The sequence below is a fragment of the Pigmentibacter ruber genome, assembly GCF_009792895.1.
In the GTDB taxonomy this organism is placed as follows: domain Bacteria; phylum Bdellovibrionota_B; class Oligoflexia; order Silvanigrellales; family Silvanigrellaceae; genus Silvanigrella; species Silvanigrella rubra.
Genome location: NZ_WSSC01000002.1, coordinates 406,089 through 426,876, shown reverse-complemented (window position 1 = coordinate 426,876; position 20,788 = coordinate 406,089). Strand labels below are relative to the sequence as shown.

The 20,788-nt window shown below is 30.0% G+C and carries 18 protein-coding genes and 2 tRNA genes; 9 read left to right on the top strand and 11 right to left on the bottom strand.

Annotated elements, in window-relative coordinates:
* The first annotated feature begins 16 nt into the window (after window positions 1–16).
* From GOY08_RS08280 to GOY08_RS08265, 4 genes are read left to right on the top strand one after another with little or no spacing between them, the layout of a single operon-like run.
* Entirely contained in the window at window positions 17–1,201 is a 1,185-nt protein-coding gene (locus GOY08_RS08280; RefSeq protein ID WP_158998427.1) for an efflux RND transporter periplasmic adaptor subunit, read from the top strand.
* Entirely contained in the window at window positions 1,198–4,320 is a 3,123-nt protein-coding gene (locus tag GOY08_RS08275) for an efflux RND transporter permease subunit (RefSeq protein ID WP_158998426.1), read from the top strand. The genes GOY08_RS08280 and GOY08_RS08275 overlap by 4 nt, the downstream gene beginning before the upstream one ends.
* On the top strand, window positions 4,317–7,391 hold the full coding sequence (locus GOY08_RS08270) for an efflux RND transporter permease subunit (RefSeq protein ID WP_158998425.1): 3,075 nt from the start codon (window positions 4,317–4,319) through the stop codon (window positions 7,389–7,391). Before GOY08_RS08275 ends, GOY08_RS08270 begins: the two co-directional genes overlap by 4 nt.
* Window positions 7,369–8,784: an efflux transporter outer membrane subunit gene (locus GOY08_RS08265; protein WP_158998424.1), complete on the top strand. Its 1,416-nt coding sequence runs from the start codon at window positions 7,369–7,371 to the stop codon at window positions 8,782–8,784. The genes GOY08_RS08270 and GOY08_RS08265 overlap by 23 nt, the downstream gene beginning before the upstream one ends.
* On the opposite strand, the gene GOY08_RS08260 is transcribed toward GOY08_RS08265, so the two are convergent.
* From GOY08_RS08260 to dapA, 5 genes are all read right to left on the bottom strand, one after another.
* Complete coding sequence (locus GOY08_RS08260) at window positions 8,785–9,114, bottom strand: AzlD domain-containing protein (RefSeq protein ID WP_158998423.1); 330 nt, start codon at window positions 9,112–9,114, stop codon at window positions 8,785–8,787.
* Window positions 9,101–9,802 (bottom strand): AzlC family ABC transporter permease, encoded by a 702-nt coding sequence (locus GOY08_RS08255; protein ID WP_158998422.1) that lies wholly within the window; start codon window positions 9,800–9,802, stop codon window positions 9,101–9,103. The genes GOY08_RS08260 and GOY08_RS08255 overlap by 14 nt, the downstream gene beginning before the upstream one ends.
* A 1-nt stretch (window position 9,803) precedes the next feature.
* Window positions 9,804–11,207 carry a methyltransferase domain-containing protein gene (locus tag GOY08_RS08250; RefSeq protein WP_158998421.1) on the bottom strand — a complete coding sequence of 468 codons (1,404 nt, stop codon included), beginning with the start codon at window positions 11,205–11,207 and terminating at the stop codon, window positions 9,804–9,806.
* Window positions 11,208–11,478: 271 nt separating this feature from the next.
* Window positions 11,479–12,390: an adenylate kinase family protein gene (locus tag GOY08_RS08245; protein WP_158998420.1), complete on the bottom strand. Its 912-nt coding sequence runs from the start codon at window positions 12,388–12,390 to the stop codon at window positions 11,479–11,481.
* Window positions 12,391–12,398: 8 nt separating this feature from the next.
* Window positions 12,399–13,346, bottom strand: a complete 948-nt coding sequence (gene dapA / locus GOY08_RS08240; RefSeq protein WP_158998419.1) for a 4-hydroxy-tetrahydrodipicolinate synthase — start codon at window positions 13,344–13,346, stop codon at window positions 12,399–12,401.
* Window positions 13,347–13,480: 134 nt separating this feature from the next.
* Between dapA and GOY08_RS08235 the strand changes: the two genes are divergently transcribed.
* Window positions 13,481–13,557: transfer RNA gene (locus tag GOY08_RS08235), tRNA-Ile, on the top strand.
* 3 nt (window positions 13,558–13,560) lie between these two features.
* Here GOY08_RS08235 and GOY08_RS08230 read toward each other — a convergent pair.
* Window positions 13,561–14,049, bottom strand: coding sequence for a glutathione peroxidase (locus GOY08_RS08230; protein ID WP_158998418.1), 489 nt, complete (start codon window positions 14,047–14,049; stop codon window positions 13,561–13,563).
* A gap of 148 nt (window positions 14,050–14,197) precedes the next feature.
* On the opposite strand from GOY08_RS08230, the gene GOY08_RS08225 reads away from it, so the two are divergent.
* Both GOY08_RS08225 and GOY08_RS08220 read left to right on the top strand, forming a co-directional pair.
* Window positions 14,198–14,274: transfer RNA gene (locus GOY08_RS08225), tRNA-Val, on the top strand.
* A gap of 18 nt (window positions 14,275–14,292) precedes the next feature.
* Window positions 14,293–15,015: a ubiquinone/menaquinone biosynthesis methyltransferase gene (locus tag GOY08_RS08220; RefSeq protein ID WP_158998417.1), complete on the top strand. Its 723-nt coding sequence runs from the start codon at window positions 14,293–14,295 to the stop codon at window positions 15,013–15,015.
* Here the strand turns inward: GOY08_RS08220 and rfbB are convergent.
* From rfbB to rfbA, 5 genes are all read right to left on the bottom strand, one after another.
* The gene (rfbB, locus tag GOY08_RS08215) at window positions 14,994–16,004 is read right to left on the bottom strand and encodes a dTDP-glucose 4,6-dehydratase (protein WP_202914042.1); all 1,011 of its coding nucleotides are present in this window, start codon (window positions 16,002–16,004) and stop codon (window positions 14,994–14,996) included. The two genes, GOY08_RS08220 and rfbB, sit on opposite strands and share 22 nt — an antisense overlap.
* Window positions 16,005–16,101: 97 nt before the next feature.
* The gene (locus tag GOY08_RS08210) at window positions 16,102–16,869 is read right to left on the bottom strand and encodes a substrate-binding periplasmic protein (protein ID WP_158998416.1); all 768 of its coding nucleotides are present in this window, start codon (window positions 16,867–16,869) and stop codon (window positions 16,102–16,104) included.
* A 24-nt stretch (window positions 16,870–16,893) separates the two neighbouring features.
* Window positions 16,894–17,307 carry a hypothetical protein gene (locus GOY08_RS08205; protein ID WP_407947662.1) on the bottom strand — a complete coding sequence of 138 codons (414 nt, stop codon included), beginning with the start codon at window positions 17,305–17,307 and terminating at the stop codon, window positions 16,894–16,896.
* Window positions 17,308–17,454: 147 nt separating this feature from the next.
* Window positions 17,455–17,658, bottom strand: a complete 204-nt coding sequence (locus GOY08_RS08200) for a hypothetical protein (RefSeq protein WP_158998415.1) — start codon at window positions 17,656–17,658, stop codon at window positions 17,455–17,457.
* Between the two features lie 79 nt (window positions 17,659–17,737).
* Window positions 17,738–18,619 carry a glucose-1-phosphate thymidylyltransferase RfbA gene (gene rfbA / locus GOY08_RS08195; RefSeq protein ID WP_158998414.1) on the bottom strand — a complete coding sequence of 294 codons (882 nt, stop codon included), beginning with the start codon at window positions 18,617–18,619 and terminating at the stop codon, window positions 17,738–17,740.
* Window positions 18,620–18,759: 140 nt separating this feature from the next.
* Here rfbA and groES point away from each other — a divergent pair, with 140 nt between their 5' ends.
* A complete protein-coding gene (gene groES / locus GOY08_RS08190; protein ID WP_158998413.1) occupies window positions 18,760–19,056 on the top strand; it encodes a co-chaperone GroES in 297 nt (98 codons plus the stop codon).
* 43 nt (window positions 19,057–19,099) lie between these two features.
* Window positions 19,100–20,773 carry a chaperonin GroEL gene (groL, locus tag GOY08_RS08185; protein WP_158998412.1) on the top strand — a complete coding sequence of 558 codons (1,674 nt, stop codon included), beginning with the start codon at window positions 19,100–19,102 and terminating at the stop codon, window positions 20,771–20,773.
* Window positions 20,774–20,788 lie beyond the last annotated feature (15 nt).

The window sequence follows — 20,788 nt, the reverse complement described above, 5'->3', positions numbered from 1 at the left end:
ATTTTGAGAAAAATTGATGATTTTGTATGATATTTTAAAAAATCCAAAAAAAAATATTCGTAGCTTTATTATTATAATTATTTTTATAATTATTTTTTTATCTGCATTGATTATTATAATAAACTTTTTAAGTACAAATGGACAACAAAAAAACTTTGAAAATATAAGCTCTTTGAAACAAAATAAAAAATTAAGTGCAAAAAACATGGTAATGGTTCAAACGGCAGAAATCAAAGAAAAAGATGTACCCATTTATATAAATGCAATAGGAACTATAACAGCTTTAGATAGTGTCGTAGTTAAAACACAAATTAATGGGGAATTAACTAAAGTAAATTTTAGAGAAGGACAATTTGTCAAAAAAGGGGAAATTCTTGCTGAGATTGATGATAGAACTTATAAAGCGCAATTTATCCAGTACCAAGGACAACTGAATCGGGACTTAGCACTTTTCAACAATGCCATAAAAGATCTCAAACGTTATAAAAACTTGTTTCCTATTGGCGGTATTTCTAAACAAACTTTAGATACTCAAAAATCTCTAGTGAAACAGTATGAAGGTATAGTTGAATTTGATAAAGGACAACTAGAAGCAGTGAAAGTAAATTTAAATAATTGTAAAATTTCTGCTCCAATTTCAGGTAAAGCAGGATTAAGATTAGTTAATCCAGGAAACTATGTACAGATAAGTGATCAAAGTGGTCTTGTTATAATTAACAAAATGCAACCTATATCAGTTTTATTTTCTTTATCACAAGAGTATCTTACTAAATTAACAGAAAATTTTACTGAAAAAAATACTTTAAAAGTTTTAGCTTATGATAAAGAAAATAAAGAATTATTAGCAGAAGGAAAATTAAATACTATTGACAATCAAATTGATACGACTACTGGTACGATAAAGCTCAGAGCGGAATTTGAAAATACCAATCTAATTTTATATCCCAACCAATTTGTGAATATTAAACTTTTATTAAAAACTGAAAAAAATGCATTAATTATTCCTATTTCAGCTGTTCAACATGGTAAAGATGGTGACTATGTATATTTAAAAGAAAAAAATAAAGCTAAATTTAAAAAAATTGTTTCTGGGGACATGGATCAAGACTATATATTAATTAAGGAAGGACTAAAACTGGGTGATATTGTCATAACTGATGGACTTGACAAACTTACAGATGGAGCTGATCTTTTTCAATGATCAATATTTCAGCTCCATTCATAAAACGACCAATTGCAACTACCCTCATAATGTGCGCAATTTTTTTATTGGGAATTTTAACATATAAATTATTACCTGTCGCTGCTTTACCTGAAGTTGATTATCCAACAATTCAAGTAAAAACCCTCTATCCTGGTGCAAACTCTATTGTTGTTACCTCCTCAATTACTGCACCACTTGAAAAACAGTTTGGACAGATGAGTGGACTAAAATTAATGACTTCTTCAAGCGGTGAAGGACTATCATTAATAACATTACAATTTGATCTTTCAATGAATTTAGATATTGCAGTTCAAGAAGTACAAGCAGCTATTAATACAAGCTCAAATTTATTACCTCAAGACATTCCCAGCCCACCTATTTACTATAAAGTCAATCCAGCAGATACACCTATCATGACCTTATCTTTTACTTCTGAAACATATACTCTTCCAGAAATTCACGAACTCATAGAAACTAGATATGTACCAAAATTATCAGAAATTCCAGGAGTTGGACTTGTAAATATTAATGGAGGACAAAAGCCTGCTATACGTATTCAGGTTAATCCTTCTGCAGTTGCATCTTTTAACTTAAATATTGATGACATTAGATCCGCGATTAATGCTTCAAATGTTAATTTAGCAAAAGGAAGTATTGATGGTAATAGAGTCTCATTTACAATTAACGCCAATGATCAATTGCTTAATGTAAATTCCTATAAAAATTTAATTGTAGCCTATAAAAACAACTCTCCAATATATTTAAAAGATTTAGCAAACATAGAGAATTCATCTGAAAATATACGCTTAGCAGCATGGAAAAATTTGACTCCTGCAATTATTTTAAATATTCAAAAACAACCAACTTCTAATGTGATTGACGTTGTTAATCGGATTGAAAAATTACTTCCAATTTTACAAGCTAATATTCCTAAAGATATTAAAATTGAGGTATTAAATGATAGAACAAAATCAATAAGAAACTCAGTTGCAGATGCTCAATTTGAACTATTATTAGCAGTAGCACTTGTTGTTTTAATAATTTATATATTTTTAAATGATCTTAAAACAACTCTTATACCAAGTGTTTGTGTTCCATTATCATTAATTGGTACTTTTTCAGTAATGTATATGTTAAATTTTAGTATAAATAATTTAACAATAATGGCACTTACAATCGCTACAGGCTTTGTCGTTGATGATGCTATTGTTATGATAGAAAATATTTCGCGTTATGTAGAACTTGGAGAGTCTAAACTAAATGCAGCATTAAAGGGATCTGCACAAATTGGATTTACAATTATATCATTAACTATTTCTTTAATAGCAGTATTAATACCATTATTGTTTATGGGTGATATAATTGGAAGATTATTTCGTGAATTTTCTATTACTCTAGCAGTTTCGATTTTAATTTCAGCTTTTATATCTCTTACATTAACTCCTATGCTTTGTCGCTATTTCATAAATGACAATCATAAAAAAGTAGAAAATAAAATAAATAAAACTCTAAGATTAAGTATTGATAAAATGATATTTTACTATTCAATAACTTTAAAAATAATATTAAAAAATCAGAAAACAGTTCTTTTTCTTTTTATATTAACTTTTTTTGCTACATTAATACAATATTACTTTATTCCAAAAAACTTTTTTCCGCAACAAGACATATCACTAATTCAAGGGATTACTGAAGCATCAGAAAGTATTTCATTTACAAGTATGCTTGACAAACAAAAGCTAATTGTTAATGAAATATTAAAAGACGAAGCTGTTTTAAATGTTTCATCTAATATTGGAGTTGATGGTAGTAATTATTCAGTAAATAATGGTAGATTACTTATTCGATTAAAAGATATTGAAGATAGAAAAGACAAAGTAAATACTATTATCGAAAGAATTCAAAAAAATGTTAAAAATATAAAAGATATTTCACTATATATGCAAGCAGTTCAGGATATAAATATTGATAATAGAGTTAGTAAAACTCAGTATCAATTTAGTTTATCTTCTCCATATCTTTCAGAAGTTGATATTTGGACAAAGAAGCTTGTTAATGAATTAAAGGTTTCTGAAAATTTAAAAGATATCAATCATGATTTACAAAATAATGGCTTACAACTAAAACTAGAAATAGATAGGAATTCTGCAACTCGTTTTGGAATAACAACTAATATGATTGATACTACTTTGTATAATTCATTCGGACAAAGACAAATATCTACAATATATACGCAATCTAATCAATATCATGTAATTTTAGAGGCAAATTCTTCATTAGATATAAATCCTACTAATATATTAGATAAAATATTTATTTTATCTAATAATAATATAAGCATTCCTTTATCTGCATTCACAAAAGTAACTTATAGTACCGAACCACTTGTAATTAATAAGCAAGAACAATTTCCGGTAGCAACCGTTTCATTTAATTTAGTTCCAGGTCATTCTCTTCAACAAGCTGTAAATGATATTGAACAAGCAAAATTAAAAATAAACTTACCTAGGAGTATTGAAACCAGATTCGAAGGAGCTACACAAAGCTTTCAAAACTCTTTAAAAAATCAGAATTATTTAATTATTGCAGCAATCATAGTAGTCTATATTATATTGGGTATTTTATATGAAAGTTATATTCATCCAATAACTATTATATCAACTCTTCCATCAGCAGGAATGGGCGCATTACTCTCTTTGCAATTAACAAAACAAAATTTTGATATTATTTCGCTCATAGGGATTATTCTCCTCATCGGAATTGTGAAAAAAAATGCCATAATGATGATAGATTTTGCTCTTGAACTGGAACGGAAAGAGAATAAAAGTCCAATAGAAGCTATTTATAATGCGTGTTTACTTCGCTTTAGACCAATATTAATGACAACTTTAGCAGCGTTATTGAGTGCTATACCATTAGCCTTTGGCTCTGGCATGGGTTCTGAATTAAGACGACCTTTAGGTATATCTATTATCGGTGGACTTATTGTAAGTCAATTACTTACTCTGTATACAACACCAGTTATATATCTATTTTTTTCAAAATTGTTTTCTAAAAAGAAAATATCTGTTCCTAAAGAAAAACAAAATTTAATTTTGAGTGAGGAGAATGAATGAAGAGTTTATCCTCACCATTTATAAATAGGCCAATAGCAACATCCTTAATTGCAATTCTTATTATTTTAGTAGGAATTTTAGCATTTAATTTATTACCTGTTTCCCAATTACCACAAATTGAATTTCCTACAATTTCTGTGCAAGCAAATTTACCTGGCGCAAGCCCAGACGTCATGGCAACTTCTGTAGCAACTCCATTAGAACATTATATTGGACGTATTTCTGGAATTACTGAAATGACTTCGAGCAGTTCATTAGGAAAAACAAATATCGTGATTCAGTTTGATTTAAACCGGGATATTAATGCGGCGGCAAATGAAGTTCAGGCGGCTATAGATCAAGCGCTGCCATCTTTGCCTGCTGAAATGCCTAATCACCCAACATATCGCAAAGTTAATCCAGCCGATGCCCCAATTATGATTCTTGCATTAACTTCAAAAGCACATACAAAAGGACAAATGTACGATATTGCATCAAATATTTTGCAACAAAAAATTTCTCAAGCAAAAGGGGTGGGTCAGGTTACTATAGGTGGCAGTTCATTACCAAGTGTTCGAGTTGAAGTTAATCCCTTTTTATTAAATAATTATGGCTTAACGCTAGAAGACATTAAGTATAGTATTCAAAATTCAAATCAAAATTCACCTAAAGGACAGATTTCAAATTCATTGTATACTTATCAAATTGCGACTAATGATCAATTACATTTTTCAGAACAGTATAAACCACTTATTATTAGCTTTAAAAATGGTAATGCAGTTACTTTAAAAGATGTCGCCGAGGTTAAAGATTCAGTAGAAGATTTAAAGAATACAGGCTTAGCAGATAATAAGCCTGCTGTATTATTAATTATATTTAAAGAGCCTGGAGCTAACGTAATTGAAACAGTTGATGGAATAAAAAATTTAATCCCACAATTATCTTCTTATATACCAAGTGATATGCTACTTAATATTATGATGGATAGAACTTCAACTATCCGGGCATCTTTAATCGACATTGAAAAAACCTTAATTATATCTATAGCGTTAGTAATTTGCGTCGTTTTTTTATTTTTAAAAAATATTTATACAACAATTATTCCAAGCATTGTTGTTCCTATTTCTCTTTTAGGAACATTTGCAATAATGTATTTACTAAATTTTAGCTTGGATAATTTATCTATTATGGCTTTAACAATTTCAACAGGATTTGTTGTTGATGATGCAATAGTAGTCATTGAAAATATTTCTCGTTATGTTGAAAAAGGCTTATCTCCAGTAAAATCCGCTCTTATTGGAGCAAAAGAAGTTGGTTTTACAGTACTATCTATGAGTATTTCTTTAATAGCTGTATTTATCCCAATTTTACTTATGGGAGGAATTGTAGGGAGACTATTTAGAGAATTTGCAGTAACTTTATCTATAGCAATTTTAGTTTCTTTATTTGTTTCCCTAACTATTACACCCTCTATGTGTTCTAAAATTTTAAAAACTAGGAAACAACCAAAAGAAAAAAAAAGCATTACAAATTCGCCATATGCAAAATCTTTACAATGGGCAATTAAACATAGCAAATTAATGCTGATTATTTTATTTTGCATAGTTCTTTTAAATGTATACTTTTATATTAAAATTCCAAAAGGATTTTTCCCTCAACAAGATACAGGAAGAATAATGGGTTTTGCACTCACAGATCAAAATACATCTTTTAAAAACATGGAAAAAAAATTTGGTGAAGTTATTGAATTGATAAAGTCAGATGAAAATATTGATCATGTTGTTGGATTTGTTGGTGGAGGTTCAGTAAATTCAGGAAATATTTTTATCAGTTTAAAACCACAATCTATGCGCAAATTAACGGCGGATGAAGTTATTGGAGCCTTAAGAAAAAAGTTACAAAAGATACCCGCTATCTCTGTCTTTTTATTAGCAGCACAAGACATCATGATTGGCGGAAGACAAGGGGGAGCACAATTTCAGTTTTCCATTTCAGCCGCAAACATTAAAGAATTAAATAAGTGGGGTGATTATTTAATTCAAGAACTTAGTAAAATTCCTTCTATAGCTGATGTAAATAGTGACCAAAAAGATAAAGGAATTGAAACATATATTACAATTGAACATGAAACTGCAAAAAAGCTAGGACTCTCACCATTATTAATTGATAATGCTCTGTATAATTCTCTTGGGCAAAGACAAGTTTCAGTAATTTATAAAGACTTAAATCAATATCATGTTATTTTAGAAACAGATCCTAAATTTACAATATCCCCAAATTTTCTCAATGTTCTTTATTTAAAAAATAATCAAAATCAAATTATCCCACTAAATGCTGTAGCAAACTTTACTACCAAAAAAGCAATTCTTTCTATAAGTCATCAAAGTCAATTTCCATCCATTACATTATCATTTAATCTGCTCCCTGGAACGCCCTTAGGTGACGCTGTAAATAAAGTTAACGAAAGAGTTAATGAATTGAATTTACCGTCTAATCTTTCCGCTTCATTCCAAGGTACGGCGAAAGTTTTCCAAGCGACACTAGCAAATCAACCAACATTAATTTTAGCAGCTATTCTTACAGTGTATATTGTTTTAGGCATTCTGTATGAGAATTTAATTCATCCAATTACTATTATTTCTACATTACCTTCAGCTGGTTTAGGGGCATTACTCGCTTTATTTTTAACCAAAACTGACCTTTCATTAATTGCTTTTGTTGGAATAATTCTTCTAATTGGAATTGTCAAAAAAAATGCTATTATGATGATAGATTTTGCAATTTCACTGCAAAGAAATCAAAATTACACTGCTGATAAAGCGATCTTTGAAGCAGCTTTACTGCGACTAAGACCAATATTGATGACATCACTAGCAGCTTTATTAGGAGCTGTTCCATTAGCATTAGACTATGGAGTTGGAGCTGAATTTAGAAAACCATTAGGAATATCAATTATCGGTGGTTTACTTATCAGTCAATTACTTACACTTTATACAACTCCTATAGTTTTTATTTATTTTGAAAAAATATCCGCTTGGCTAAAAAAAAGAAAAATAAAAGGAAAAGTTTATGAAGTTAATTCAAATTATTAAAATTACTTTTCTGTCTTTTTTCCTTTTTATTAAATGTACTGTAGGTCCTGATTATCAAAAAGTTGTGACTGATAGGCCTGAGTTTTTTAAGGAAACAAGAAACAGTAGTTGGAAAATAGCTGACCCCAAAGATGATATACTTAAAGGAAAATGGTGGGAAGTTTATAATGACCCTTTTTTAAATGAATTGGAAGAACAAATTGATACTTCTAATCATAATATATTAGCAAGTATTGCACAAATGGAACAAGCTCTAGCTCTTTTAGGACAAAGTAAAGCTGGTTACTTTCCAACAATTGGCACAAATACTAGTATTACCCGTCAACGCCAAGGTTCTAGCTATACTCAAAATCCAACTGAAACCACAAATTATTCAGTAAATTTGAACGCCACCTGGATTCCTGATCTATGGGGAAGTATTAGAAGATCTGTGGAAGCTAATGAAGCAGCATTTCAAGCAAATCAGGCACAAGTTGAAAATATAAAACTATCTATCCATTCATCCCTAGCGCAATACTACTTTCAACTCAGAACAGCCGATAAAAATCAAAGTATTTTAAATGAAATTGTTGAATGTACAAAAAAACAACTTGATATGATTCATAAAAGCAATGAATTAGGAATAGCTAGTGCTGTTGATGTGCAAAAAATTGAATCTCAATATGAATTATCTAAATTGAATGCGGAGGATAATTTAATTATCCGCGAACAATATGAGCATGCAATTGCAATTTTACTTGGAAAAGCTCCTGCTGAATTTTCTTTAGAAGCTAAAGACACTAATATTCAAATTCCTAATTTGCCTATCATATTATCATCAGAATTATTAGAGAGAAGACCTGATATAGCGCAAGCTGAGCGTCTTGTTGCACAAGCAAATGCACAAATAGGAATAGCAAAAGCGGCATATTTTCCAAGTTTAAATTTATCAGCTAATGGTGGTTATTCAAGTAATGACATAAATAATTTATTTACTCTTCCAGCTCTTATTTGGTCAGTAGGCGCAAGTTTAGCTGAAACAATTTTTGATGCTGGTGCGAGACAAGATAAAGTAGACGCTGCAGAGGCAAATTATAGATCTCTGGTGAATCAATACAAACAAACAGTTTTACAAGCTTTACAAAATGTTGAAGATAATTTAAGCGCATACAATCATTTAAAAAGTGAAGAACTGTATCAATTTAATTCTCTTAATAGAATTGAAACAATATATAATTTAAGCAATGAACAATTAGAACAAGGAATTATAAATAGTAGTGATTTACTAAATGCAAAGATAAATTTACAAAATAGCAAAAAATCATTTAATGATTTAATCAATAAAAGAGTTTTAAATTCAATTAATTTAATTGCATCCCTTGGTGGAGGTTGGAAGCAAGATTTAAAGAAATAATTAAACTTTCAGATAAGTATAAAAAAAATAGAAACTCATAATTCCTATGAAAATAGAAATAATAGCATTTTTTTTCCATACAAAATAAAGAGTTACTGGAATTGCAGCTAAAAAACTAGAAATAACAAAAGATCTTTGCATATGTTCTTCTGAAAGACCTGCTGAATATAAAAATAAAATAATCATAATTCCTGGTGGAAGTTTTTTTCCAAAACTTAGCATAAAATCATTTTGAATAATTTTTTTAGGCAAAATGAAAGGTACAATTCTTAAAGTAAAGGTGACTATAGCAATTACAAATATTAAAATTAACAACTCAGTTAATGACATGTTTTTTCCCATATATTTTATAACATTCATAAATAAGCATAGAAACAAAATAAAGCACTACTGCAATCAACAAATTTTTCTTGAAACAGAAAAAAGATATAAAATAACACAAGATACCTAAAATAACAGACATATAGTATTTAGAAGAAATAAGACCATCTAATGCCATAATTAAAAAAAGTGCTGTTAAAGCATAAACTAAAAACTCTGTATCAAAATGCCCAATAAGAGAATAACAGTATACTCCTAATAACGTTCCAAAAACCCAATAAAAATGGCTTAAAAAAGAAATATAAAAACTATAAGTATTATTATAAGCCTTAGGATTATTGGCAAGCAAAGCATATGATTCATCAGTTAATGCAGAAACCATATATGTTTTTATTAAAAAATTTGTTTTAAATTTATCTAAAAATGAAAAACCATAAAATACATGTCGCAAATTAACTATAGCTGTTAAATAGACAATACTCCAAAAAGAATTATTTGCTATCAACATACTTACTAAAATAAATTGTGAAGCACCTGCATAAATTAATAAACTAATTAATGGTGCTATAAACCAAGGATAGCTTAATTTTTGACAGACAATTCCAAAAGAAAGCCCTATCGGAATATAACCTGTCATTGCAGGAATACTGTCTATAAAAGCTTCTTTAACAGGACTTTTTTGAAATTTATATTCCATACTAATTATTCCTAAAAAGATTTTTCCTAAAACAAATTAAATGGGTACCAGAATTATAAAAACTTCCTTTAGAAGTTGCATAAAGTCTTTCGTGGCGGACGACTTCAAAATCATTTTCTATAGCCATTGAAATTAAGTTTTCTACACTTGTTTTACATTCAACTTCATAGTCTAACCCAGCGACTAAAGCCTGCAATTCTAAAAATGACAAGCGATAATAAGCGAGAAAGGAATTCGTAATATTAAAATTATTCTCTAAAATTTCGCTCATTTCCGAAAGTAATTTTCTACATAAAATTGCAGCATCTGAAATTTTTCCACTTAATGCTAATACGTTAATTTTAGGAAACACGTCATGAGATAATCTTATTAATTGAATCTCATCATCAGTACAATTATTCGGAATTTCAGTTATTTGAGGAGCTAATTTTAACAAATCAATAATATATCCAAGATGATGTTTTATTATATTTTCATATCTTTCAATCTTAGTCTTAAATGGAGAAATAAATTCATCCGCTATAAGGAGGAATCCTCCATTTTCTAAAATTTTATTTGCATGTTGAAATAAAAAGTAAGTATTAAAGTGGTGTGATGCACCAATCGATATTGCTAAATTTAAAGTCTTACTAGGATAGTAATCGAAAAAACCTTTTAAAAAAGGATAAACAAAATGGTTATCTTTAAATCTTTCTCTTAAATAAGTATATGCTGTAGGGCTTGGTTCTATAAGATCAACTTGAGAATATGAATTTAAAAGCTCTAACAACATTTGAATAGCTGTACCAGGGCCAGAACCTATATCTATAAAATAATTTGTACTGATGTTATTTTTTATTAAAAATTTATAAATAGCTAAAACTTGATAAGCATATGCAGGATGTACTGCTTCAAAAAAATTATACGAATTTACATCAATTTTATTTTCAAAAAGATTCCATTCTTCTGAACTAGAAGCTACAGATGTAAATAGTTTTTCATTTTCATTTTTAATAAAATTTGGAGCATTAAATTTTTTTTCTCTAATACTGTTAAGTTCACTATTTAAGGTTTGTTTAATATAAGATGATGGATTTAAATTCTTTAAATATTTTTCAATATCGCTAGATAATCTATTTACATAACTTAAATTGTGATTTAGAAATGAATAAATTTCTATTTTCTTTTCGTTTGTTATATTTACTAAATAATTAATTTTCCAAATAAACTTATTGCGATTAAAAAAATTTTTTACAGAATTTAAAAGAACATTATTTTCTATACTGGTATTCAATATTATTATATAACTACACTCAAGTCCGTTTTGAATTTCAATCCATTTTTTTTCTAAAGTTTGTAATAAAAATTCACAATTCTCAAGATTTACAATAATTAATTTATTTTCCTCAAGCAGATCAATATGCATTAAAAAATCCTTCTAATTTCAATATTAATAAATTTAAAAATTCAGTTTTTCATTGCACTTTTTACATTATAAATATGATAGCTATTATTTAAATGAATCATTCTTAAAATGAACGAAAATCAATTACGGGATAGCATCGAATTTCATATTAATCAAATTTTAAAAAAAATAAATTGTAAAAGATTACCAAATTATAAATTATGATATTTTTTGCTTACCAATAAAATAAGATTAAAAAAAGATTTTCTTAAGTATCAACAACAAATTAAACTTATTTTTCATTATTAGATAGTTGGTCTAGTAAATCTTTAACTGTCATTCTAGATACCCCCAAGCTTCTAAGAGATGACGAAACAACATTTAAGATTGATTTTTCTAAATCAAATATTTTTTGTTCACCAATTTGTTTATAAACAGGCTGATGCGCATCTACTAAAGCAATTACATCTGAACCTAATTCTGTTTTAAGATAATCAACACTAGGATGTACATTTTCAATATAAAATTGATAACGACTTAATAAGGAAGTTTCATCATCATCAGCCCTTCCTCTTTTAGTTGCTCTAGATAACATTTCTTGTTTACTAATACTTAAATGTAAGACTTTAATTACAGGAATATTAAATCTTCTAAGAAATGCAATTAAATGTTGAGCAGCTTTCACAGTTCTTGGATACCCATCAAGAATAAATGGATTTACTTTAAAACTTGGATTATGTTCTATATGAGCAACTATAAAGTCTTGCGTCCAACGATTAGGTACCAATAAACCGTTCATTGTACAAAACTCCAGCCATTCAAGTTGACTAGTAAATTTATCCATATCTTGTCTTTTAAAATAGACTTGCATTTCGGGTAAATAATTTAAAACTTTTTTTGTCAAATCTTCTGTTGTATCTACACAATCAAAAATATTCGAATCCGCTGAGAGTTTATAATTTTCAGCTAGGAGCTTTGCATAACTTTTATCATTCTTTGCTTTCTGAAAAGTGTTTCTTAATATTTCACCCATTGAAAGATGTGCATCTTGTGGAATAGACATAACTTTAGAGAGCGCCGATGCAACTTCACCTTTTCCACAACTTGAAGGTCCAGTTAATATTAAAACTCCAGGCCCTCTTAACGAAACACGTTCTACTTTAATCTTCGATTCAAGTTCATAAGCTACACGATTCAAACTCATAGATTATCCTATATTAAAATTTCATCTGGTATATTATTTTGTTTCAATTGTTTTAAAATTCCTCTTAACAGTTCATCTTCATGTTGCTCGGCTGGATAAAGTGGAGCTCGCAAAATATTTTGACATTCACCTAAAAAAGCTAGCATTCCCTTTACTCCAATTGGATTTGGAAGTGCAAAAATACCATTATTTATACAATATGTAGCTAAATGTAACTTTTGTGCCTCCAAAATTTTTCCATTAAAAAAACATTCGCGAATTTTTAAAAGTGTTTTTGGAATGATGTGCGAGGTAACAGAAATAACTCCATCAGCACCGCACAATAATGCAGGGGCATAAGTAGCATCATCTCCTGATAAGATTCTTACATCATGTTTTTTATTTAAATTTAATATATTTCTCATTTCTACTATAGAGTTTAAATTGCCTGCAGCCTCTTTTATAGCAACAATATTTGAGTTTTCTTCAACTATTTTAGCTAGGGTACTTGGTTGAATTGTAATTCCTGTTCTACTTGGTACATTATATATACAAACTGCTGTATCTTTAACCAGTTTAGAAACTTCAGAAAAATGTTTAATTAAACAAGATTGGCTTGGTTTATTATAATAAGGAGTAACAAGCATAATTCCATTTGGTTTACTATTATTTTTTCCTTTTATATTCGCAAATTTTATGCTTTTTTCTATGGTGGACTTTGTATAATTTGTACCTGTTCCAACATAAATATGAAAAGAATTTTCTTGATAATCTAGAGCCTTTAGCACCAAAGCTTCAGATTCATCATCAGATAAAGTAACATTTTCACCTGTAGTTCCCAATACGATAATTCCATTTATGCCAGATTTTTTTTGCTTTAAAATTATTTTTTCAAAAGAATTAAAATCTATTTCACCATTTAATAAAAACGGGGTAATGATGGCCGTCATAACGCCAGAAAAAGGTAAGTGACTCAAGAGGTTCTCCTTCAAGTAAAATGATTGAGATTCGCTGCAGAGAATAGCTTTCTTACCTTCTGTGCGCAAGAAATCTTCGATGAACTTATTGACCTCGGCTTTAGGATTTGCTAACCACTCAAATACTAAAAGTGGGGCCGGTAGCTAAATGGTTACGGCGGCTCGCTCATAACGAGAAGATCTGGGGGTTCGAGTCCCTCCCGGCCCACCACAATTAGTTTAAAAGCTCTTCAATATCTTTAGCTATCTGCTCTGGCGTATCTGTTGGAGCATATCTTTTTAAGACCTCTCCATTTTTCCCAATAAGAAACTTTGTAAAATTCCATTTTATAAATTCTGTTCCAAGAAGTCCTTTGCTATTTTTCTTTAAGTATTTATAAAGAGGATGCGCATTTGCTCCATTTACTTCTACTTTTGCAAACATTGGAAATGATACATTATAATTTAAAGAGCAGAAATTTTTTATTTCTTGTTCATTACCAGGCTCTTGACTACCAAATTGGTTACAGGGAAATCCAAGTATTTTAAGCCCTTTTGATTGGTAATGACGATACAATTTTTCCAACCCCTCATACTGAGGAGTGAATCCACACTTGCTTGCAGTATTCACTACTAATAAGGCATTGCCCTTAAACTCAATTAATTTCTTTGTATTCCCTTCGATATCTTTAACTTCAAAATCATAAATAGACTCTTGTGTCATTTTTTCACCTCAATTTTAACGACAAATAGGGATTATATCTTAACAATATTAAAATAACTGTCTACTATCTTTAAACTTTGAATGAAATTAGGAAACTAGACACTTCCTATTGACAATGTTACCCTGCTTAGGTAAACGAATTTTCACTGCAGTCGTAGCTCAGTTGGTTAGAGCACCACGTTGACATCGTGGGGGTCAGAAGTTCGAGTCTTCTCGATTGCACCATCTAAAGGTGTCCTTTTTATGGACTCTAATAACTATAATATTTATAGAGGCTTACATTCTTCTTTGGCACAAATATATGATGTCACGAATGACACATTAACTTTGGGTCTTCATCGTATTATCAAAAAAATTCTTTGCACTTCGGCAATTAAATTGGCTCCTAAAAATTCAAAACTTCTCGACTTAGCAACTGGGACGGCGGATATTATTCTTGGAATAGCACCAAAAAGACCCGACTTAGAAATAATAGGTATTGATATTTCTGAAGCAATGTTAGAAATTGCTGAAGAAAAAATTAAAAAAAAAGCATCTTTATATAAAAATAATATTCAGTTAAAAAAAGCTACAGCATTAAAAATACCTTTTCCTGATGATACTTTTCATACTGTTACAATATGTTGGGGCATGCGCTCTTTAAAACCTTATAGTGCAGCACTAAGAGAAATTTATCGAGTTTTAAAGCCGGGCGGTCACTTGCTTATTGTTGAAAACGGAAAACCTGATTATAAATTATTTCGCAAAATTTATAATTCTTATGCGCATGTGTTACCTATTTTTGGGAAAAAAATTAAAAATTTAAAATCTTCTCATTTGCTATATAAAACTTCAATCGATCATTTTCCAAGTGGCAGTCAATTTGTTGCTGAATTATTTGAATATGGATTTATGAAAGCGAGTTTTAAAAATTTAGGAACTAATATTGTTTTTTTCTATTCAGCTCAAAAACCTTGTTTTAAATAAAAATGAATTGTTTCTCTCAATCCTTGATCAAGATTATACACTGGATTCCAATTAAGTTCTGTCTGAATTTTTGCGTTGTTAATTGCATAACGCCAATCATGACCAGGTCTATCAGTAACAAAGGTAACTAATTTTTTATAATCTTTATCACGAGGTAAAATTTCATTTAATAAATCACATATTTTATAAACTAAATTTAAGTTTTTAACTTCATTTTTTCCACCTATATTGTAGGTTTCACCTATTTTTCCATTTTTAATTATTTGCTCAATAGCTAAACAATGATCTAAAACATAAAGCCAATCTCTGATATTACTTCCATCTCCATATACAGGTATAAAATTATTACTTAAACATGACTTTATTACTGTTGGAATAAGTTTTTCTTTATGCTGATAGGGACCATAATTATTTGAACAATTTGATGTTGTAACAGGAAGTGAATAAGTGTGAAAATAAGCTCTAACTAAATGGTCTGATCCAGCTTTTGATGCTGAATAGGGAGAATTAGGAGCATAGGCTGTTGTTTCACTAAACGGAGGATCTAATTCGTTTAAAGTACCAAAAACTTCATCAGTAGAAATATGATGAAACCTACAAATATTTTTATCCCACTTATACTCATCAAGCCATTTTTTTCGCGCTGCTTCAAGTAACGAAAAAGTACCAAATATATTAGTCTGAATAAATTCACTCGGTCCAGTTATAGAACGATCAACATGACTTTCAGCAGCAAAATGTATGATACAATTAATTTTATATTGTTCTATTAGTTTTTCAATTAGTGCTTGATTACAAATATCTCCTTGTATAAATAAATGATTATGAATATTGGGCAAATTTTCTAAATTTTTTAAATTTCCTGCATATGTTAATTTATCAAGACTGATAACCTTTATCTCATCATTATTATTTAATAAATTTCTAACAAAGTTACAGCCTATAAAGCCTGCAGCTCCAGTAACTAGAACATTTTTCATTGAAAACATAAATTCACTCACTTTTAGTAAATAATGCTAAACAAGCCTATTTTTAATAGGTTGATGGGATTTTTTATAAAATTATTTACATATAAAAGCAAATTTTTTATTTTTTATTTATTTTCTTTATTATATCAGCATATGCAGAAGTTTTCTTAAAAGTTTCAAAAGCATTAGAAACTTTTTTTACCAATTCAGTAGAAGTTGCTGAAGTTGTAGCTATATATTTCTCTTGGATAGCAATTGGTTTGCCTATTCTAAAGTCTTTAAACTCCATTTTTTCATTTTTTCCTTGGGTACTAATTAAAGTATTAGCAACAATATCTAGAGTAAACCAAGCTTCTATTTTTTTTCCAATTAACTTCTTAAAATTTGTATTATCATTAGGGACAGCATCTATTTTTGCTTTATCTAATGCATTATCAGGGTTTAATAATATTGTTTCATAGGAAGAGCCAGCTAGAACTCCAACTTTTACCTGTTTAGCATCAGCCATTGAGTCCACATTTTTCGACCCATTTAATGTTAGAAATATTGTTTTAGATTCATATATTTTTGATACCCAAATAAATTTTTCTTCTCTCTCCTTATTTCTTGTTAAGGGAATTATAAAAGTTTTTTTATCCGAGTTTTCTTGTGCTTCACTAAAAGCTCTTTTCCATGGACGCCACAAAATTTTATAAGATATATTTGCTGCTTTTAAAGCTTTTGTAACTATTTCTCCACCAATACCACCAACTTCATTTTCTGTAATTTTATCTATTTCTCCAGCAAAGTCTCCATCAGCTAAGATATTTATATCTTGTGCATAAATTAGTTTTGGAGGTATAGACATAATTAAAATAGAAAATAAATAAGGAGTAAATTTAAGCATAATAACCTCATTGTAGAAATTTAGCTAGTTGGGTATTCTAGAAATAATTTTAGTATATTCTGATGTTTTTTTAAAGGATTCAATTGCATCATGCACCTTATTTATTAATTCTTTTGGCGTATCAATAGTAGTTCCAATATATTTTTCTTGCTTTGCAATTGCTTTTCCTATTTGAAAAGATTTTTCAGTTAATATCTTGCCATCAATTGAGTTTTTAATTGTCGTTATACCTACAATATCTAAAGTAAACCAAGCGTCAATTCTTTTTCCAATTAACTTACTAAAATTTCTGCTATCAAATGCAACCGTTTCAATATTATCTTCTAGTAATCCATTTTCAGGTCTTTTTAAAATAGCAAGATAAGAAGAACCAGCTATAACACCAATTCTTAAATTTTGAGCCTCCTTAAATGTATTTACTTTTGCTGCACCTTTCATAGAAATAAAGACAGTATGAGCATCATATATTTTTGAGCACCAAACAAATAAATTTTCTCTTTCAACAATTCTTGTAAGAGGAATTATGAATGTTTTTTTATTTTTATTGTCTAATGCTTCTTTGTAAGCTCTAGCCCAAGGCCGCCATTATAAATCAAAAGTTATATTTTTTGCTTTTAAAGCCTTTGAGACAATTTCACCACCCAGACCACCCAACTGATTATCACCAATTAACTCAATCTCTCCAGTAAAACTTCCATCCGCCAGAAGTGAAATATCTGCAGAGTAACAAAAGGGAGAAAACATTGAACTTGTAAAAAAGCAAAAATAAAATAAGGTTACCTTATACAAAAAATTCCTCATTATTAAAAATAAATTTAATTCAAAATACTTTTAGAATAACAAAAAAATTTTACTTTGACAGAACAAATTAATGACTATACTTGAGAAGCTTTAAAAGGTATTCTCCATACCCACTTTTCTTTAATGAATTGGCTAATAATTCAAATTGTTGTGAATTAATAAAACCTTTTCTCCAAGCTACTTCTTCAGGACATGCAATTTTTAATCCTTGCCTGTCTTCAAGAACAGCAAAATATAAAGATGCATCGAGTAAAGAACGATGGGTACCAGTATCTAACCATGCAACACCTCTACCTAATTCCTCTACAAATAAATTTCCGTTCGTAAAATAGGTATTAATTAAATCTGTTATTTCTAATTCACCTCGAAGAGAAGGTTTTAAATCTTTTGCATATTTTGAAACATTCTCATCAAAAAAATATAGACCAGTAATTGCTACATTTGATTTTGGCTTTTGGGGTTTTTCTTCTATAGAAATTGGAATGCCATTTTTATCCAACTCTATCACTCCGTATCTTTCTGGATCTCTGACTGTATATCCAAATATTCTACATCCACGATGATCTAAACGATACTGCTCAATCGTTGTCATGAGGCCCTGTCCATGAAAAATATTGTCACCTAATATTAAGCAAACATTATGACCATTAATAAAACGTTCCCCAATAATAAAAGCCTGAGCTAATCCATCAGGGTTTTTTTGTTCCAAATATTCTAAATGAATACCCCACTGCGAACCATCTCCTAATAAATTACGAAAAGCAGGAAGATCTCTTGGAGTTGAGATAATAAGAATTTCTGTTATCCCTCCCATCATAAGAGTTGAAATGGGGTAATAGATCATAGGTTTATCATATACAGGTAGAAGTTGCTTACTTAGACAGCTTGTTGAAGGATATAAGCGAGTGCCAGACCCTCCAGCAAGAATAATACCTTTCATTTTCTGCATAACTTTCCTCTAACACAAATTTAAGAAGGCAGGTGGAAATCATTTGAAAATTCTAGCCACTTGACACTCCACTGTTGCTGTTTAGCCTATAACTAATGCCACTTGTGGGCAAATACAAAACCTTTAAATAGGAGATATTTATGAATAAGTCCATTCGTCCTCTTAATGATAGAATTCTTTTAAAGCGTATTGAAGCGGAACAAAAAACAGCAGGAGGAATTCTCATTCCAGATAATGCAAAAGAAAAACCAATCGAAGGAAAAGTTATTGCTGTTGGAAATGGTAAAATTCTTGAGAATGGTTCTCGTCAATCACCTGCATTAAAAGTTGGTGATAAGGTATTATTTGGTAAATGGAGCGGGAATGAAATTAAAATAGAAGGCGAAGAGTACCTTCTTATAAAAGAAGATGAAATTCTTGCTGTTGTTGAAGCTTAACAATTAATTACAATAAATAATTTAATAATAAAAGGAAATTTCTATGGCTGTTAAAATGATTTCTTTCAATGAAAATGCACAAAAGAAAATCTTATCTGGTGTAAATACCTTAGCAAATGCTGTTAAAGTAACATTAGGACCAAAGGGTCGTAACGTGCTAATAGAAAAAAGCTATGGAGCTCCATTAATAACTAAAGATGGCGTTACAGTTGCAAAAGAAATTGAACTTGAAGATCGTTTTGAAAATATGGGAGCACAAATGGTTAAAGAAGTTGCTTCCAAAACTAATGACGATTCTGGTGATGGAACGACAACAGCTACTGTTCTAGCACAAGCTATTTACCGCGAAGGTTTTAAAATGCTTGCAGCAGGGCATGCACCTGTAGAGCTCAAGCGTGGAATTGATAAAGCTGTAGAAGTTGTAGTTAATAATTTAAAAAAGGTAGCTCGCCCAGTTAATGGTACAAAAGAGATTGCACAAGTAGCAACTATTTCAGCCAATAATGATTCAACAATTGGTAATATGATTGCTGAAGCTATGGAAAAAGTAGGTCAAGACGGTGTAATTACTGTTGAAGAAGCAAAAGGTCTTGAGACCTATGTTGACGTCGTTGAAGGTATGCAATTTGACCGTGGATATCTATCTCCTTACATGGTTACAGATCAGGAACGTTTAGAAGTTGTTTTTGAAAACCCATTCATTTTATTATTTGATAAAAAAATCTCTGTAATGAAAGATATGGTTCCTTTACTTGAAAACATTGCACGCAGCGGTCGTCCCTTATTAATCATCGCCGAAGATGTTGAAGGAGAAGCTTTAGCAACTCTCGTATTAAATAAATTATCTGGAACAATTAAAGTATGTGCAGTTAAAGCTCCAGGTTTTGGTGATCGCAGAAAAGCAATGCTTGATGATATTGCAATTTTAACTAATGGTACTGTTGTTTCAGAAGAAATTGGTATGAAACTTGAAACTACAACTATCGATGACTTAGGCCAAGCAGATAAAGTTGTTGTTGATAAAGACAATACAATCATTACTGGCGGTAGAGGCTCTGAGGCAAATATCAAGGCTAGAGTAGCTGAAATTAGAAATCAAATCGAAAAAACAACTTCTGATTATGATCGTGAAAAACTTCAAGAGCGTTTAGCTAAATTAGCTGGAGGAGTAGCAGTAATTCGCCTTGGAGCTGCTACTGAAATTGAATTAAAAGAAAAGAAAGACCGCATTGAAGATGCACTGAATGCGACTCGTGCCGCAGTAGCTGAAGGAATAGTCGCCGGTGGAGGAGTTGCTTTAGCTAGATCTTCTCTTGAATTAGCACAATTGAAAGTAGAAAACTCTGAACAACAAGCAGGTGTTGAACTTGTTCGTCGTGCACTAGAAGAACCAGTACGAATTATTGCTAGCAACGGTGGACATGAAGCAAGTGTTGTTGTTGATAAAATATTAGCTAATAATAATATAAGCTATGGTTTTAATGCTTTAACAGATAATTATGAAGATCTTATTCAAGCTGGAGTGATAGATCCTGTTAAAGTAACTCGTTGCGCTCTGCAAAATGCAAGTTCAGTTGCAAGTTTATTGCTTACAACTAATGCAATGATTTCAGAAAAACCGAAAAAAGAATCCGTTTCACCTATGGGTGGTGGCATGCCAGGAATGGGTGGCATGGGTGGAATGGGTGGCATGGGCGGAATGGATTACGACATGTAATTTTGACCTTTTATT